The 17,083-nt window shown below is 62.1% G+C and carries 11 protein-coding genes and 1 pseudogene; 4 read left to right on the forward strand and 8 right to left on the reverse strand.

The window, feature by feature from the left end:
- The first annotated feature begins 100 nt into the window (after positions 1 to 100).
- Positions 101 to 1,072 carry a DUF808 domain-containing protein gene (locus GTV32_RS16210; protein WP_161061185.1) on the forward strand — a complete coding sequence of 324 codons (972 nt, stop codon included), beginning with the start codon at positions 101 to 103 and terminating at the stop codon, positions 1,070 to 1,072.
- Positions 1,073 to 1,077: 5 nt separating this feature from the next.
- Here the strand turns inward: GTV32_RS16210 and GTV32_RS16215 are convergent, their stop codons facing one another.
- Together GTV32_RS16215 and GTV32_RS16220 are read right to left on the reverse strand one after the other, a co-directional pair.
- Entirely contained in the window at positions 1,078 to 2,586 is a 1,509-nt protein-coding gene (locus GTV32_RS16215) for a Na+/H+ antiporter NhaC family protein (RefSeq protein ID WP_161061186.1), read from the reverse strand.
- Between the two features lie 14 nt (positions 2,587 to 2,600).
- Positions 2,601 to 3,758, reverse strand: a complete 1,158-nt coding sequence (locus GTV32_RS16220; RefSeq protein WP_161061187.1) for an aminotransferase class V-fold PLP-dependent enzyme — start codon at positions 3,756 to 3,758, stop codon at positions 2,601 to 2,603.
- 94 nt (positions 3,759 to 3,852) lie between these two features.
- Here GTV32_RS16220 and GTV32_RS16225 point away from each other — a divergent pair, with 94 nt between their 5' ends.
- Together GTV32_RS16225 and GTV32_RS16230 are read left to right on the forward strand one after the other, a co-directional pair.
- Positions 3,853 to 4,389: an XRE family transcriptional regulator gene (locus GTV32_RS16225; RefSeq protein WP_161061188.1), complete on the forward strand. Its 537-nt coding sequence runs from the start codon at positions 3,853 to 3,855 to the stop codon at positions 4,387 to 4,389.
- 226 nt (positions 4,390 to 4,615) lie between these two features.
- Positions 4,616 to 5,737 (forward strand): annotated as a pseudogene (locus GTV32_RS16230) (IS3 family transposase).
- 182 nt (positions 5,738 to 5,919) lie between these two features.
- Here the strand turns inward: GTV32_RS16230 and GTV32_RS16235 are convergent.
- Positions 5,920 to 6,327, reverse strand: a complete 408-nt coding sequence (locus tag GTV32_RS16235) for an ankyrin repeat domain-containing protein (protein ID WP_161061189.1) — start codon at positions 6,325 to 6,327, stop codon at positions 5,920 to 5,922.
- A gap of 99 nt (positions 6,328 to 6,426) precedes the next feature.
- Between GTV32_RS16235 and GTV32_RS16240 the strand changes: the two genes are divergently transcribed.
- Entirely contained in the window at positions 6,427 to 6,951 is a 525-nt protein-coding gene (locus tag GTV32_RS16240) for a hypothetical protein (protein WP_161061190.1), read from the forward strand.
- A gap of 29 nt (positions 6,952 to 6,980) precedes the next feature.
- On the opposite strand, the gene GTV32_RS16245 is transcribed toward GTV32_RS16240, so the two are convergent.
- From GTV32_RS16245 to GTV32_RS16265, 5 genes are all read right to left on the reverse strand, one after another.
- Positions 6,981 to 8,222 (reverse strand): hypothetical protein, encoded by a 1,242-nt coding sequence (locus GTV32_RS16245; protein WP_161061191.1) that lies wholly within the window; start codon positions 8,220 to 8,222, stop codon positions 6,981 to 6,983.
- Positions 8,223 to 8,290: 68 nt separating this feature from the next.
- Positions 8,291 to 8,731 (reverse strand): hypothetical protein, encoded by a 441-nt coding sequence (locus GTV32_RS16250; RefSeq protein WP_161061192.1) that lies wholly within the window; start codon positions 8,729 to 8,731, stop codon positions 8,291 to 8,293.
- 11 nt (positions 8,732 to 8,742) lie between these two features.
- Positions 8,743 to 10,344: an AAA family ATPase gene (locus GTV32_RS24110; protein ID WP_161061193.1), complete on the reverse strand. Its 1,602-nt coding sequence runs from the start codon at positions 10,342 to 10,344 to the stop codon at positions 8,743 to 8,745.
- Between the two features lie 49 nt (positions 10,345 to 10,393).
- Complete coding sequence (locus tag GTV32_RS16260; protein ID WP_161061194.1) at positions 10,394 to 12,190, reverse strand: alpha/beta hydrolase; 1,797 nt, start codon at positions 12,188 to 12,190, stop codon at positions 10,394 to 10,396.
- A gap of 34 nt (positions 12,191 to 12,224) precedes the next feature.
- Positions 12,225 to 16,898: a DEAD/DEAH box helicase gene (locus GTV32_RS16265; protein WP_343287357.1), complete on the reverse strand. Its 4,674-nt coding sequence runs from the start codon at positions 16,896 to 16,898 to the stop codon at positions 12,225 to 12,227.
- Positions 16,899 to 17,083 lie beyond the last annotated feature (185 nt).

Genomic DNA, 17,083 nt, shown 5'->3' on the forward strand with positions numbered 1-17,083 from the left:
TCCCTGTCGGCGCAGCGCGAACCCATCGACGGATCCACGAGGAGACCGAGCCTTGGGCATACTGTTCGGTGATTCGTGTATTTCTCTCTGGAGGTTTCCTGTGGCCGGTGGCCTCGTGGCTTTGTTGGATGACGTCGCGGCATTGACCAAGGTCGCCGCGGCGTCGATCGACGACATCGGCGCCGCAGCCGGTAAGGCCAGTATCAAGGCGGCCGGTGTGGTCGTCGACGACACGGCGGTGACGCCGCGGTATGTCCACGGCTTCACCCCCGACCGCGAGCTGCCGATCGTCCGCAAGATCGCGGTCGGTTCGATTCGCAACAAACTGCTGATCATCCTGCCGGTGGCGATGATCCTCAGCCAGTTCCTGCCGCAGGCGCTGCCGTATCTGCTGATCGCCGGCGGCCTGTTCCTGTGTTACGAGGGCGCCGAGAAGGTCTACGAGGCGTTCGGTGGCGGGCACGGGCACGACCACGCCGTCGAGGCGCCGGCGGCGGAGAAGGGTCCGGAGTTCGAGAAGTCGATGGTCAACGGCGCGATCCGCACCGACCTCATCCTCTCGGCCGAGATCATGGTGATCTCACTGTCGTCGGTCGAGTCCGAACCGTTCCTCACGCGGTTGCTGGTGCTCATCGTCGTGGCCTTGCTCATCACCGCACTCGTCTACGGCGTGGTCGCGCTGATCGTCAAGATGGACGACGTGGGACTGGCCCTCGCGCAACGTCAGTCGACGGCGAGTCAACGAATCGGTCGTGGTCTGGTCAAGGCGATGCCGACGGTCATGTCCACGCTGACCGTGGTGGGCATCGCCGCGATGCTGTGGGTCGGCGGTCACATCCTGATCGTCAACGTCGGCGAAGCCGGATTCCATTGGCCGGCCGACCGTCTGCACGACGTCGAGCACTGGTTCGAAGAACTCTCCCACGGGTTCGGCGGCGTCCTGTCCTGGACCGCCGGGACCGTGGTCTCGGCCCTCGCCGGGTTGGTGATCGGCGCGATCATCGTGGCCATCATGCACCTCGTCCCGAGGCGTGGCGCGAAGGAAGCGCCCGACGGGTCAGCGGTGCACTAGACGCGTCAGCTGTTGGCGCCGACCGGGGTTGTGCCTGGGGCGGGCGCGTGGGCATTGGCAGCGTCGACGTCGCGATCCTCGGACTCCACTGGCTCCCGCACGGCCTCCCCGTCCGGCCCCTCGAACCGCCGGCCCCACCCGGTGACGATGGAGATAGCCATGATGACGGTCAGCACGAGCGGATAGAACGTCGCCGCGAACATTCCCAACGCCGAGACCTCGTCCGGTCCTTCGGTCAGCATGCTGGCGATCAGCAGGAACGAGCTGACTACCGGGACAATCGAACCCAGTCCGAGGACGTTGCAGTCCATGATGTTGGCCCGACGGTATGGATGCAGCCCGACGCGGGAGCCGATGCGGTCGACCAGCGGCCCGTAGAACATCATCGTCGGTCCGTTGACGCCGGCGAACAGCCCGCCGGACACGATCGCCCCGATGGCGATGGTGGCTTCGGTGCCGCGGGGCGTGGTGGTGAAGCGTGAAGAGGTGACGGCGTCGACGATGGCGTCGAACACGCCGGAGCCCTCCAGGACGCCGATGATGGCGAACACGATGATGCCGAGCCCGATCAACGGAAGCACGTCGGTGATGCCGTCGACGAGGAAGCCGGCGGCCGCGTCGTCTTTCGCGGAGATGATGTCGGCGGGGGTGATCAGACCGAATGCCAGCCCGATCACGGTGCCGACGATCAGGCCGACGGTGGTGGCCAGGAACAGGTCTCGCTTCCAGAAGGCCACCGCGAGAAGGCCGACCACGGCGACGAGCATGATCAGCGGCTTCGGTCCCACGTCGGTCGGGGTGGTCGCAGTGCCGGCGTCGCTGGTGAGCAGCAGACCCACGACGACGTACAACACAAGCGCGATCGCGGCCGTGGGCAGCGAGTAACGCGCCCGGGACCGGACGACACCGGCGATATCTGCGACGCCCTCCTTACGACGGAACTTCTGAGTCGCCGACGACACGACGGTGGAGTCGGAGATCGGGGCGAGGTTGTCGCCGAACAATGCTCCCGACAGGATGGCGCCTGCCAGCAGCAGTGGGTGGGCACCCAGCGCGGTGCCTGCGGGGAAGATCACCGGGAACGCGGTGAACAACGTGCCGATCGACGTGCCCGTCGACATCGACATCACACCCGCGATCACGAACGCGATCGCCGGGAACAGACTCGGCGACACCCCGGCTTCCTGTGCGGCCCAGATCAATCCGTTCGCCGCACCCGAGGTGCTCAGCAGCATGGAGAAGAGGCTGACTGCCAACAGGATCATCAGCAGCGTGCTGGCCGTCGGCGTCGACAGTCCGCGCAGTGCCGCGTCCCAGTAGCTGGAGTATTTGCGTGCGAGCAGGGCTCCGATGAGGAGGCCCACCAGTCCGGACGCGGTGAGGGCGGTCATGTCGAAGACGTTGAACGCGATGAAGTACGAGATGACGCCGGCCAAGAAGATGGCCGGTGCGACAAACGCGACGTACATGCCGCCGCGGAACTCGAGGCGGTCGGGTGTGGTGGTGGTTTCCATGGGGGACTCCGATGTCAGGGGCGGCGGTAGGCCGCGAGCGCCTCGATGATGCGGTCGACGTCGTCGTCGGTGTTGTAGTAGTGGAACGAGATTCGCAGCCGCTGACCGCGGGGTGCGGTGCTGATGCGGTGTTCGGCGAGCAGCCAGGCGGCGAGGGTGTCGGGGTCGTCGTCGACCAGCGCCACCTGCGGCCCGGCGAACGCGGGGTCCTCGGGACGATCGATCTGCTCACCGAGCGCGCGGAGCTCGGTGGCGGTGCGTGCGGCCAGCTTCTGCACATGTGCCCAGCCGGCCTCGGCGTCGACGGTGTCGAGGGCGTCGAGCCCACCGAGTGCCGCGTACACCGACGGCACTCCGGGAGTGCCGGTCTCGAATTTGGCTGCCGTGGAGGGGGTGTCGATGTTGGCGGGGTCGAAGTTGAACGGGTTGCTGCGTCCGAACCAGCCGGTGAGACCCGGGTTGTCGAGCTCCTCCGGGTTGCGCACGTAGAGGAACGCCATGCCGGGGAGGCCGAGCATGTACTTGAGGGTGCCGGTGACGAGGAAGTCGCAGCCGAGGTCGTCGACGGTGAACGGTACGACGCCGCTGCCCTGGTAGGCGTCGACGAACATCTTGGCGCCGGCGGCGTGTGCGGCGTCGGCGATGGCGCGGACCGGCGGCCGGGTGCCGTTGATGTAGGAGACCAGCGGTGCCGACGCGAGGCCGACGGTGTCGTCGATCTGCGCGGTCCATGCCGACGCGGTCAGCACGTCGTCGGCGGCGACGGAACGGATCGGGGTGCCGTCGGCCGACGAGCGCCACACGTGCCCGACGGACGGGAACTCGTGGTCGCTGGTCAGCAGAGCTTTGCTGCCGCGGGCGTGGATGGTGGAGCGCACCTGGAAGGCGGCGATCGACGCGTTGGGTGCGATCGCGACCTGCTCGGGGGCGGCACCGATGCGGGCGGCGAAGCGGCCGCGCAGGGTTTCGACGAGTTCCATCCAGCGTCCCCACGGTGCGGGGTCGGCGATCAGGTCGTCCTGCATGGCCTGCAGTTGGCGCTGGAGGTCGACCGACAGCGCGCCCTGGCTGCAGCTGGCGAGGTGGGTGACGTCGCCGAGGTGGGGGAACCGGGCGCGGAAGGCGGCGAGCTGGTCGGCCGCCGCGGTGCTGGCTTCCTGGACTGATGTCATGGAGCAATGGTGCGGCACGGTATTAACCCTGTCAATCAGAATATTAATCTGGGTCCGCCCGCCGGTTAGCGGTGTCGCCTGCAATGATGCTCGTGTGCTGGGGACGACGATTCGCGAGATGCGCAAGACCCGAGGGCTGACGATGGTGCAGCTGGCCGAGCTGGCCGGTGTCTCGCAGGGCCTGATCAGTCAGGTGGAGAACGGGCGGGCCGACCCCAGCCTGGAGACCCTGCGCCGCGTCGCGGAGGCGCTCGGCGTGCCGCTGTTCGACTTGTTTCAGGATGGCGCGCCGAGTCCGGTGAACGTATTGCGCGCCGACAGTCGGGCCTCGGTGACCACTCCGACGGGCTCGCTGACGTACGAGAAGCTGTCACCGCCGAGCGCGACGCTCGAGGTGCTGCGGGGGCGGCTGGAGCCGAACGGGGTGTCGAGCCGAGAACCGCACGCGCACCCGGCAAATGAGTGTGTGGTGGTGGAGAGCGGCGCGATGGTGGTCGAGGTCGCGGGGGAGCGGATCGAGCTCGGCTCTGGGGACAGCGCGACGTATGACTCGCGGTTGCCGCATCGGTATCTTAATGAATCTGGTTCGGTGGCAGTGTTTTTGGTGTTTGCTTCGCCGCCGAGTTTCTAGTTCAGGGAGGCCGCTCGCTCCTGGTGATTCCGCTGTGCCCGAATAACGTTCGCGGGAGGAGCTACTGGCAGTCCCCGGTAACCGGGGACCTGCCAAATCGGCACCGACACTCCTCGCTCGGCTACCTGACACCGGCGGAGTACGCTGCGGGATGCACCCACACTCACCAACCGGTGGACGGCTGCGAGATCGACTGAATTCAATCACACCGTGGCTCTAGGTCGCGGTGGTCCGACTGTCGGGGACCTGCCACCGGGCTGACGAGTTGGCGGCGCAGGGCAAGACCGGTGAGGAGATCGCCGCTGACCTGGAGGTGTCGGCAGCCACCTTGTACAACTGGCGCCGCCAGTACGGCGGGATGGACGGCGACGCCGCGAAAGAACTCAAAGAGCTGCGGGATCAGAACAACCGACTCAAGCGGTTGCTCGCCGATGCCGAACTCGAGAAAGACGCGCTGCGGGAGATCGCCAAGGGAAAATTCTGAGCCCGACCGCCAAACGCGCCGCCATCGACATGCTCAAGGACGTCAAGAACATGTCAGAACGCATGGCGTGCAAGGTAGTTGGGCTTTCCCGTACCGCCTATCGACGGCTGCCGCAAGCGCTAACCCCGGCCGACCCCGACGCCGCGCTACGCGAGCAGCTGCGTGTCTATGCCCGTAAGAATCCCCGCCACGGTTTCCGGCGCGCGTGGGCGCACCTGCGCTTCGACGACGGCATCGAGATCAACAAGAAGAAGGTGCACCGGTTGTGGAAGGAGGAAGGCCTGCAGGTCCGCCGGGCGCCGCGCCGCAAACGCGCCGGCCAATCATCGGTGCCGATCGTCGTTGCGGATGCACCGAACGTGGTGTGGGCATTGGACTTTCAGTTTGATTCCACCGTTGATGGGCAGAAGATCAAGATCGCGTCGATGGTCGATGAACACACCCGGCTGTCGTTGCTGAACATTGTGGACCGCTCGATTCCGGCTGAGCGGTTGATCGAGGAGTTGGAGAAGACGTTCGCGATCTGGGGTGGCCCGCCGATGGTGCTGCGCATGGACAACGGCCCTGAGTTCATCTCAGAAGCCCTACAAGGGTTCTGTGCAGGGTCGGTGGGGATCTCCTACATTCTCCCCCGGCACACCGTGGAACAACGGGTTCATCGAGTCGTTCAACAACCGGTTGCGCGACGAGTGTTTGAACCGCGACTGCTGGCCCACCCTGCTCGAGGCGCGGGTGGTCATCGAAGACTTCAAAGACGACCACAACCACCGACACCGACATTCAGCGCTGGGCTACCAAACCCCGGCCGAGTACGCTGCCGGATGCACCCACCAACATCACCCCGTGGGCTGCGAGATCGACTGACGATCACAACGAGGAACTGGCTCTAGAACTGCCTGGACCGGTTATCGGGGACCTGCCACCCCCACATCTTGTGGTCGGTAGAACCTGTTTCACGCACCGTCAATCAGGAAGAGCCAGCAATCTCCGTAAAGTCTCGACGTCTTGGTTACGGACTGCGTCGTGCAGCAGATACTCCACCGGCGTCAGCTCGCGGGTAGCTCGTCTTTAAACAGCGCCATGATGTCGGGATTTCCCCATGCGACGTTGCCGAGCATCTTCACGATGTTGTTGCCGGAGTTGTTCGGTGCCTGGAGATCAGTCCCAGCCTCCTGGAGCAGCTTGATCATGGGCACGTAGGTCTCGCCTCGTCGCGCACCCTTCATGATCGCGACCCAGAGGGGTACGTTGCCATGGTCGTTGCGCGCGTTCACGTCTGCGCCTGCTTGGACAAGTGCCTGCGCAGTGTCGAACGAATTGTCCTGGGCCGCGAAGTGCAGGGGAGCCCAGTCCGCCTTGTCGCGCACGTTGGGATCAGTGCCGGCCTCGAGCAGCTTGGCGAGCTGGGCGATATCATTTTCGAGCGCGGCGTAGTGCAGCTCGTCGCGGTTCATCGGGTCACCAGTCGGTGCCATGTGTCAGGTCTTCCTTCTCGTCGCGGCTACTTCGGCTTGGGCCACTGTGAACGCGGCATCTCGTTCACGTGGCTGCGGTTGCTCGCCGCGCTGCAGAACGAGTGGGCGGAGGACCGAGGGTTCCAGGCCATCGAGGAGACCGCGCACCAAGGCAGGCGCCGAACCGGCGGCCAGTGGACCCGACCTGATCTGGTCGCCGTGGGCATGAAGACGTTCAAACATGTCCCACACCAGCAGTTCGAAATCGTTACCTTTGAGGTCAAGCCGATGGCATATCTCAACGGCATCGCGGTGTTCGAGGCGCTCGCACATCGTCGCGCCTCGACGCACGCGTACGTGCTGATCGAAGTGCGAAACATCCTTGCCGAGGCGCATCGACAGCAACTCGACGCGGTCAAGCGAACCGCCATCGAGCACGGCGTCGGCGTGATCGTGTTCGACGATCCCGCCGATTACGAAACGTGGGACGAGATTGTTGTGGCCCAGCGCAGCGAAACATCCCCGGAACTGCTCAACGATTTCATCGAAACGCAGGTGTCCCAGGCCGGGCAGCAGGCCATTGCGAGTGCCATCGAGCGCAGTCGGGGTGCCACACCGAAGTAGTTTTCGGGTTGCGAACAGGTCAATTGAGCTCACGCGTCCATACTCACCCATGCATCGGACTCGCTGGAGATGGCTTCGGACAACACGCCGCGAAGCGCGACCAGAGTCTTATCGATCTCGCCAGAATCTCCTCGCCGCAGACCGTCGACGATCGATGCCAGCGGAATGCCGGCAGCGTTGATCCGGACGCGGCGCGCGCTCCTTTCGCCGGGAACACTGAGTTCGACAGTGGATTCGGCCAGCTTGTTGTTGGCGGCAGGAAAAATCAAGTAGGACGTCGGAGCGTGGCTGAAACCCGTGTAGCACTGTGCGTAGAGCAGCAGTTGATAGATGTCCTCGTTGGATATTGTTCGAATGTCGTATCGCTTATATTTGGAGTCGACGGCACACTGGCGTTCTCCACGCCGTAGCACGAGATCGGGTGCAATAGATCGCCGCGATTCCCCATTAACAGTGATGAGGGATGCATTGCGCTTTTGCGTTTGCATTTCCACGCCGGTTCCCGCGGTGACCTGTTCGATGAGCCATTCGACGAATCGCTCGAATAACAAGTTCATCTCAATCAGGAACGTTTCCACACGAAGATCAGCATCAGCGGTGTCGTTCACGCGGGCGAGATCGAGCAACGATCGGCACCAAGTGTGGGCAACGCGATAGGGTTCGGTTCGCCGTCCGTACACGATACGCGTCGCGAGGAGCTTGCTGTTCGATGGGAGGGTTGGTGCGATCTGATTGAGTCGATCCGCTAGTTGTGCCGCTCGGCGCCGGACGTGCGCGTCCGTGCTGACGCGCCGCGCCATGAGCACACCGGCAAGCAGTAGGTGGTTCTCGATGTTGTCGTGATCGAACTCATCGAACGAGCAGGCCAGGGCGGTGAACTTTCCGAAGTAGACCGTCGCTTGCCGGTAGGTGTCGAGTCGTCCGCGCAGGAACGGGAGATCGTCGCTGTGGCCGCGGTAGTCGCGGATCAGACCGCGAGCGACGAGTACTTCGGTATGCGTGACGACGAGCCGGCAGAGCAGTTGGACGGCGTCTTCAGTTGAATCGTCGGAAAGTCCGCGAAAGTATTCGGGGAGGTCGTTGAGCGAGCATCCGTTGGTGATCGCCAGCATGGTCAGAACACCCAGATTGCCGCCCGCGAGTTTCGGGACCACTCGCACTCGGAGTCCCGGGCTGAGGTCGACGCTGCCCACGTAGGACGATGCGCGGACCTCCACTCGATCGTTCGAGAGCCATGAGATCGATAGCTTGTTGCCCAGCGCCAACTGCATCCGGCCTTGATCCTCAACTGGAATCGGAGCCAGAGTGCAACTACCACTGGAGTATTCGGCGAGTTCGATCATTCGAGCGTGGACTGGATCTTGAGGCCGTAGTTATCGGCGAGTGCTGCTACGAGTTGCGAATCGTCGTTCACGATTGGCGTGAGCCGGGAGGACCCCACATCGACGATTCCGCTGCCGAGAAAGTCACGCAGTTGCGAGTAGTCGTCGTACACGATCTCCTGCAGCAGGGGAATGATGTCGGTGCGGACTACCTCACCGAAACCTTCGGCTGACTCGATCGGTCTGCCTTGGTCGAGAAAGTACGAGTGTCCAATCTGACGTTCGCGACCGGCGATTCGCGCCACGCGTTCGTTTAGTTGCTGAAGAAACTGATCGAGCGGAAGATCGTCAATTGTTGTGTCGGCGAGCAAGTCTGGGTCAGGGAGCAATTCGATGAATCCGAATCGGCGTCGGAGGGCTGCGTCGAGTGAACGGATGCTCTGATCAGCGGTGTTCATCGTGCCGAGAATTATGACGTTCGGGGTATCGATAGGCGTTCACCGCTGGTTGGTAGGGTGACGGCTTGTCCGCGACGGGACCGCTCGATCACCGTCATCAATTCACCGAAGACGCGCGGCACATCGGCACGATTGATCTCATCGATGATGATCACGTGCAGGTGGTGGGAATCGATGGTTGCTTGCTTCGCGATTCGCTTGAAGATGCCGTCGCGCAACTCCAGTTTGAGTTCGGTCTGGCCTGACTTCGGTCGAAATCCTTCGATGAAATCCTCGTAGGCGTAGGAGGCGTGGAATGTGACCTCGGTGAGTTGCCGGTCAATACTGGAGGAATCGCGCGGACCTAGTAGCCACGCGGCAAAGTTCTTCGCGGCGCGGGTCTTACCGGTCCCAGGCGGTCCGTAGAAGACGAGTTGTCCTTTGCGGTCTAGGATGCTCTTCCACCTCGTGAAGGCGGCCTCGGCCTCAGGATCAACTGGATCAATAGGAGTACGGTTTACGTCCTTCTGGTGGTGCTCGGGATCAAGAATTTGCTCGACGTTAGTGTTGGGAATTTTGGCGATCGTGGTAATCGCCCAACGCTTGATGGGTTCGGCGAGCTTGTGATGAATGTCCTGATCCCAGTCAACGTTGATCGTATGCTTGTACTCGTCGCGTTCTGGGCGCCACTGGTACGCGGCAGAGGTGACCGTACCGACGCCCAGCACCTCGGAAGTTCCACGGTTGGCGACGATCTTGTCTCCCTCCGCGATCTCCATCATCCGCCACAGTTCTTTGGACTTACGGGTGATGATTGATTTGTTGCCCTTGTACTCCCCTGTGTATGCGTCGGCGAATGCTGCCGTGAAGTCGTCCTGGGTGGTGAATAAAGATAGGTCACCGACGTCGTCCCATCCGACGCAGATGTAGCCTCCGTCGACGCATTCATCCCACAGCCGCCCTCGCTCGCCAGGGGCGATCTTCCAGTATTTCGGAGATCGAGAGCCTGGAGGGGGCGACCAGGAATAGAGCAGACCGATAAAGTCCAGCGAGTCTCGATCCGCAAGTTCTGGGTAACCGCGCAGGTGGTGCAGGAGGCGAAGGTTGATATCAATCGCGTCCCCGGAAGTGTCGAGGCCGAATTCGCGGGCGAAGTGCATCAGGTGGTTCTGGCTATAGATCGGTAGGACGTCGTCCGGGAAGTAGAGGTACAGCGACTTCAACCGGACAACTTTGGCGCCCCTGAGGATGTCGATCTCTGAGGTCGAGGTCCAGTCACCTTGTTGCGCAAGTTCAATCATCCGATTGAAACCGGTGCGGAGTGAGGCCCAGGCGTCATCGACGCTCCCGTAACCACTCGGGTAGGCCCATTCGCCGGTGGTTCGCTTGAATATGACGTGCTTGTGAGCGCTGCCGCCGGAAATGCTGCCGAGATCCGGCGTGCCCCACTCGAGGTAGTAGGAGTAGTTGTCGCGGTACTTCCCCGCGTTCAGCGCGTAGTCTGCGAGAGGCATACCGCTCCAAGACGGGAGCGGAAACCTCTCCAGGAAGTCTTGTCGTTGCTGGTCCTGCGCAGTCCGCAGGCGTTCGTTTCGGATGTCATAGCCGCTGGCGATAGCGTCGGTGAACTCCACAATGAGCCTTTCGGTCTGGTGTGAATGGTGCCGAGGAATCTGAAGGACGTCAGTTGGGCGCCATCGCTGCCTGTATCGCCTCGAGTTCCACGGGCACCAAGCTGTGGTCGCGCATGAACTGCATGAGCTTTTCGACGACCACGAGCGTGCTGGCGAGTTGAAGCTTTGTGGAGGCTCTTTCGTCGCTGAATGCTGACAGTCTGTTCAGCTGTGCCGAGATCTGGCTCTCCGCGAGAGTAAGACGCGACCACAAGTCCGCGTCGTGCGGCTCACCCACCTGCTTCAGCGCATGAGCTGTCGCGACTTGGATCGCCATACTGGTCGGGTCGAGCGACACTGGCCCGGCGCCGCCGCGAACAGTGGCAGCGGCGGTGGTTACTACTGCCCCTGTCGACGCCAGTCCTCCAAGCATTGCTAGCCCACCGACCATGCCACCCGGACCGAATGCGGCGAGACTGCTAGTTATGGCGGCGGCACCCACCGCAGTGGCCGATCCCGCGACAGCGAGGCCGATTGGCCCGGCAGCGAGAAGGGCGACACCGGCCGCAGCCATCATGACTCGGGTCTTTGTGCTGAAGAGGCCCTTGTCGCTGTTGAGGCACTCGGTCACCTCGGTGACCGCCGCTTTCACCTTGTCTCCAACGCCACTGCGGAAGCCCAGCTCAACAAACAGGTTCGGCACGGCGTTAACACGCGCCTCCCCGACTTCGATCTCATAAGGGTCGAGCACGTTGGTAAATGCGAGGACAACCGCTTGTGTGACTGCTTCAGTGAGATCCCAGCGGCGAGGCAGCGGAGGTACGCGATCCTTGCTGAGTTCGACAAGCTCGGGCGGGAGCTGCCTTCCCTCTCCGCTGAGCGCGAGGAGTCCTTGCACGAAGTTGTCCTGCAGGACGTTGAGCGCATCCTCATAACGGTCCTTGGTATCGCGATCGCTGATGTGGCCCGCGACATTATTTGCGTACGCGAGGGCGAGTAGCGAGCCGGCTTCTTGGTCTCCGAGCCGGAGCACCACACTATTTTCCGCGGAGATGTCAGTCTGCTGCTCGGAGTCCACGTGCATCACCTCAGTGATTAGCCGTGCGACAGCTGGGTGCCGAAGGTAGAGGTGGGCGTAGTGTTTGGGTGCGCCTCCGATCTGAAAATCCTGTGCGCCAGGGAAGATACGAGCAAGCCCGCGTCCTGCGGTCACGGGATCTCGAGCGTCCAGGAAGTTCGACCAGTCATCAACTCGCGCATAGGGAGATCGCTTGAGGATGCGATCGCTGCCCCGGTGAAGCGGATCTGAACCGGCGGGACTTCCGACGGTGATGAAGCGCTTCACGTGGAGCTTCTCCGGCAGGTGGTCCAGTAGGTCGATTGCGATGACGCTCCCGAGACTGTGTCCGATAAGCACAATCTCGCCCGACGTTGGCAGGTCATCTAGGATATTGCCGAGAACCGCGCCCCGGAGTTCCTCATTGGACAGGTACCGCTTGACCTGCTTCATTACGGTTAGGGGCGCGACGTTAATGCCCACGGTCTGAATAGATTCCACCACGACATCTGGGAAGCCGTTAAGGCCGAACGCTCGAACATCACCTGTCCGCCGCAGCATGCGCTGTACGCGAGCTTGCCGCCGTTCGAATGCTCTGCGGGCATCGTGGTCATTCTTGACTTTGTACGTAACCCCCGGGTGTTTCGACTTTATCCCGTCAGTGTTCAACAAACTCGCATATCGAGGTGCGATGACATCCTCTGGGGAGATCGACGGTGCGTCGATTCGAGAGAGCCCGCGGTTGAGTCCGGCAAGCCACTCTTGGTCAGCATTGCCATCCCCAACTCCGTGGAGGAACACCAGTTTCACGCTATCTCCTTAGCATTCTAAAAATCGAGGGACTTTACGCCGTCGGTAGAAGTGGTACAAGCACGTCAGGTTCCGTCTCGGCAACTCTGACGACGGTGTAGCCAGCGTTCGTTAGGTCCGCATCTCGGTCAGCGTCGGCATCGTCAACGAGCACGACTCGAGCGGCCTCCCACACGGCTTCGACGGGCCAATAGTGCTCTCCGAGTTCAACACCAATTTCAGGTTTGGCGACACCGCGTGTGGACAGCGCCGTGAGCAGCTCGACCACAGACGGTGGCGTGTACGCCAAAGTCTCACCCCAAGGGCCATCGACAAGGTCCTTGGACGCCTCAACCTTGAGCGCCGCGAAGATCTCTAGGGCTCCTGCACGTGTCAGCTGATCGTGATATCGCTCGTTCCGGAACGAGCGGAGGCATCCGTAGCAAGAGGTCTCGGCGCCACAATCGCAACGGGTCACTCGATCGACAGCGAATTGGATGACCCGGTCGAGGTTCTCGGCGATGTTCTTGGCGGCTCCGGCGCCGGCAGGAACAGTGTCAAAGAGGACGATGCTTCGCCGACCATCGCCTGTCCAGGAGAGCGTTCCGTCTATATCGTCCCGGCTGATCTCCAGCGCCTCCGAGGCGCCTTCGAGGAGGGCGTAGAGAACGGATAGCCATTGTGATTCGGAGGACTTGTTGTATGAGACGGAGCTAAAAGAAAACTCGGCGATGTCGGTCTCGTATCGATGGGCCAACGAGACGGTTCGAACTGAACCATCGCAGGAGGAACCGGTCGCCGGCCTTCGGTGACTGCTCCCCCGGGAGGTGTTGTCTGTGGCCGGTGTGCCCCAGCCGCACCGGCCGCACAACTGAAAGCCAGGTCCGCCCCCATCGGATATGACGATCATGCGCGCTCGAGTGCCGGCGCGCGCTTCAACTTCGACGCCCCCGGTGGATTCCCAAGGGAACGGGTCGCTCACATCTCCGAGATCCTCGACATAGCTATCACCACCCCAGCGCCTCTGCGGAGGTTCAGATTTCACATCCTCAACCTGGCGATCGGCGACAAAGCCGAACTCGGGTACGACAAAGGTGCGGATTCGCTTGAATGCTTGCTGACAGCTTGGACATGCCTCATCCGGGTCAAGCTCAGTACCGCACTGGAACTGACCGCAGGTTCCGCATGTGCGGTATTTCAGTTCGACAAGCTCGCGTTTCGGAAGCTTATGGAGTCCGCGCGACGTCCACAGTTTGCCACCCGCAACGACCTGATTACCTGGTGCGTAGTCGTAGATGGCCTGGCCGAGATCACGGGAGAGCTCGAGCCGTGCACCGACGTCGCTCTCACAATGCAACGTGCGGAGTTCGACTGTGTCGACCGGAAACCCATACTTCGGCAAGATGTTCTTGTTGGCGAGGTAGCCTAGTAGCTGACGGCTCTCGATCGTCTGAAGCGTCATTTGGAGACGTCGGCCCAGGCCTAAGTTCTTTGAGGCGATTGCATCTTCAATCAGCGCATTGTAAGTGTCGATGTCATTGCGGATATCCTGCTCAGCAATCGAGAGCAGCTCACACAGTGCGTCCACCCAGCTGCCGTCATCGATCCCGATATCTGAGGCCAAGGCTGGTGGGAGCACGGTCCGTATAGCGGACTCCACCGGATCGGGGACTGGAGTGAGGAACAGGCGAATTTGGGATGCGGGGGAATCTTGACCACTGTCGTCGGGCGAGAAGAACTCGCCAGCATGCTTCCACATTAGGCCCTGATTCTCGTACCGATGACGGAAGTATGCGGCCAATGCAACGGAGTGGGCATGCCGTCGAGCAATGCGTTCATTCTCGATCGGGACCCACGGTATCCGCATTTCGCCTGCGATCATGGATTCCGGGTTCTGGTACTTGGAGAGGTCGTGCGAGCTGCGCTTCGCGTAGGTGAGCACGAGTGCCGCAGACGACGCACGACGTCCTGCACGCCCCGCACGCTGGACGTAGTTGGAGGTCTTCGGCGGCATGTTGCGGAGGACCACCGATTGGAGGTCACCGACATCGACGCCGAGCTCGAAAGTGGTGGAGCACGACAGCACGTTCACCTTGCCGTCGATGAACTCGCGCTGGATGGCCGCTGCCGCTTTGGATTCCCACTGAGCTGTGTGCTCTTTCGCTGACAAGGGAGCTGGTCGCATGGTTCGGTAGAGCGTGCGGTAGTGATTGGCATCCGCGTCGACCTCCGGCACGCGGAAGGCAGTAAGCGTTCCGTCACATGATCCGTGCGGACACACGTCGCGGACGTTGTTGGCGGTAAGCCGGCGGCATGATGAGCACTGATACCAATCAGCGTCAGCACCAGGAAGTATCCGCAGCTTGGCGTGGTCGACCTGGTACACGTCACCGGCGGTCTTGTCCGCCACGGTCTCGAACATCCCTTGGTCCAGTAGGAAGCGCCAGCATCCATCAAGCAGCTTCTCCGGCGGCATTTCTGCTCCAAGGGCCGTGAGCACCTTGCGGATAAAGAGAATCCGGTTGTTCGTCGTCCCCGGTCGCCCCGCGGGCAACCAACTGATGATCCGCTTCTTGGCATCGGAATTCATCGATCGGATTCGGACCTGAGTGTTTCGGGGCTCGAATATCTCCGCCTTGATGTCGACGTCGTCGAGCAGCGTGACCGCGCCCTGAAGCCGAACGATCTTGAGTAACTCATCGAGAAGGCCCCACGCCCCGTCATCAGTAAGCCCCAGGGCTGCGAACGCCGGCGGCAGCTGTGCGCGCCGAGAGCGGAACATCCGGACGGCCATCAGGCCCAGACCTTCCAAAGACTGACGTTGGTCCAGCGCCATCAACTCAGCCATCACCCACGGATGGACCGTGCGCTTGATCGTCGAGCGGGTCGCTGTCTCCTCGAAGTGGTAAGCGTCCTTAGCCTTCTTGGCAGCGAAGTCAGCCAGATCTTCAGCCGAGAGCTCCTCGCCGCGATACTTCGGATCAGTGAGGACCATCGTTAGGTAGCGGCGTTCAATCATCCGGCCGTAGGTCTTGCCGAGGTATGGAGCGGCGAACGCGGCAGCCTGGCGGGAGTCGGAGAACATCAGGAGCTTTCGACCCTCGCCAACCTCTTCAACCGTCTCGTCGGACGCCGGTGGGAGATGCTGATACAGGGCGGTGGTGATGACTGCCGGTGCCGCATTGGTATCGGTCCTGAGTCGGCGGATGACTTGACGAGCGCGAGCACCACATTCCGTACACTTGCTCATCACTGCTGAAGACTGCGCGTGCTCACGAACCCGAAGGCTCGGCCCGCCCGGGCATGCCGAGTTCGAACAGTCGCCGGAGCCCAGTGCGCCGCACCCCGCACACAAATGCTTGACGTGTGTTTCGGCTGGCGACTCACCGTCCTGAGCCAGGGTTGCCTCGTCCTCGTCGATCATCGTGTCAGCCGAAGTATCCGCCAGAACAAGCCATCTCACGCGCCCGTCCTTCTTCGCCGGGCGGAAAAACTCTCGGCCCTGCACTACCTCGCGCTCGCCGGCGAGGTGTACCGCACCGCATCTTTGACACGTGCCGAACTCGAAGACGGCGCGACCTGTAGCGGGATCGACCTCGTGGCGGCCTAGGAGGACTGTGGGTCCGTCGTCACCGAACGAGGCAAAAGCTCCTTCGGTTGCCCTCACAAACAGGTGGTAGCGCGCGGACAACACGGGGTTGCCACTTGAATCGGTCACTTTCGAACCAAGAGCGACGAGTGCCTCTAGGTTGGCAGAACTATCTGCCGATTCCGGCCACAGCTGAGACTCGAGTTCGTGAACGCTGACCGGGCCGCGAGCGAGGATGGCCTGCAGGTCGCTGATGTGCTTCTCGGTGTGCAGAGCATCGGCCAGGTCGCCGTTCGGCGCGTGGACAGCGAGACCGTCGAGGTCGGCGTTTGGCTCCGCGAGATGGGTCAGCTCAGTCTCGTCGATGCTCCACGTTGGTGTGTCGCTGCGACGGAGCCGAGTCGGAATGACGAGATCTTGCCGAGCGGGATCGTCGGCAACGAACTCGAACGGCACGTCGAAGAGGTTGCGTGCGAATGTCGTTGCCTCAGCACCTTGTGTCTCTGGAGTCTTGCCAGTCAGAGACGCGGACGTCGCGATGCATTGCAACGGGCGGTCCCGGCCGACGCGTTGTCGCAGCCGCCGCAACAAGAGAGCAACTTCGGCTCCCTGGGCTCCGTCATAGACGTGCGCCTCATCGAGTGCGATGAACCGCCAGGTGCCCGAGTGCTCGCCATCGAACAGGTCGAGGTCTGCTGGTCGGAGAAGCAGGTACTCGAGCATCGCGTAGTTGGTGAGAAGAAAGTGCGGTGGGTTGGCGCGCATTTCCTCGCGACTGAGCAGCTCGTTGGGCAACCGCTCTTGGCCAGGATTCGCTGCCCGAAAGGTAGATTCGGCGTCGCGTCTCGACTGATCAGTCTCGCCGGTGTAGCGCCCGAAAGTGATGTCCGGCATCTTTTTTAGGAGTCCACGGAGCCGCTTGAGCTGATCGTTGGCGAGCGCGTTCATCGGATACAGGAGCAGTGCCCGCACGCCGGGACCCAGCGTTCCCCTGGCGCGTTCCTCAATGAGTGAGTTGAGGATGGGTACCAGAAAACTCTCGGTCTTGCCGGAGCCAGTGCCCGTGCTGACCACCAGGTTGCGTCCGTCAACGACCTTGCGGATCGCAGTCTCCTGATGCTGGTACAGCGGCCGCGTCATGGGCAGCGCGTCGCTATCCAACAACGATAAGTCGCGATGTAGCGTCCTATCCTCTATCAGGTCCGCCAGCGACGCTCCTGGTGCGTACGGTGGCGTTACTTCGAGAAGGGGGCCCTTGGTGAGAAGGTCCGAGCCATCGAGGACACTGTCGAACGCACTCGCCAATTGGGGGTCTCGCGGCGCTA

Source organism: Gordonia sp. SID5947 (assembly GCF_009862785.1).
GTDB lineage: Bacteria > Actinomycetota > Actinomycetes > Mycobacteriales > Mycobacteriaceae > Gordonia.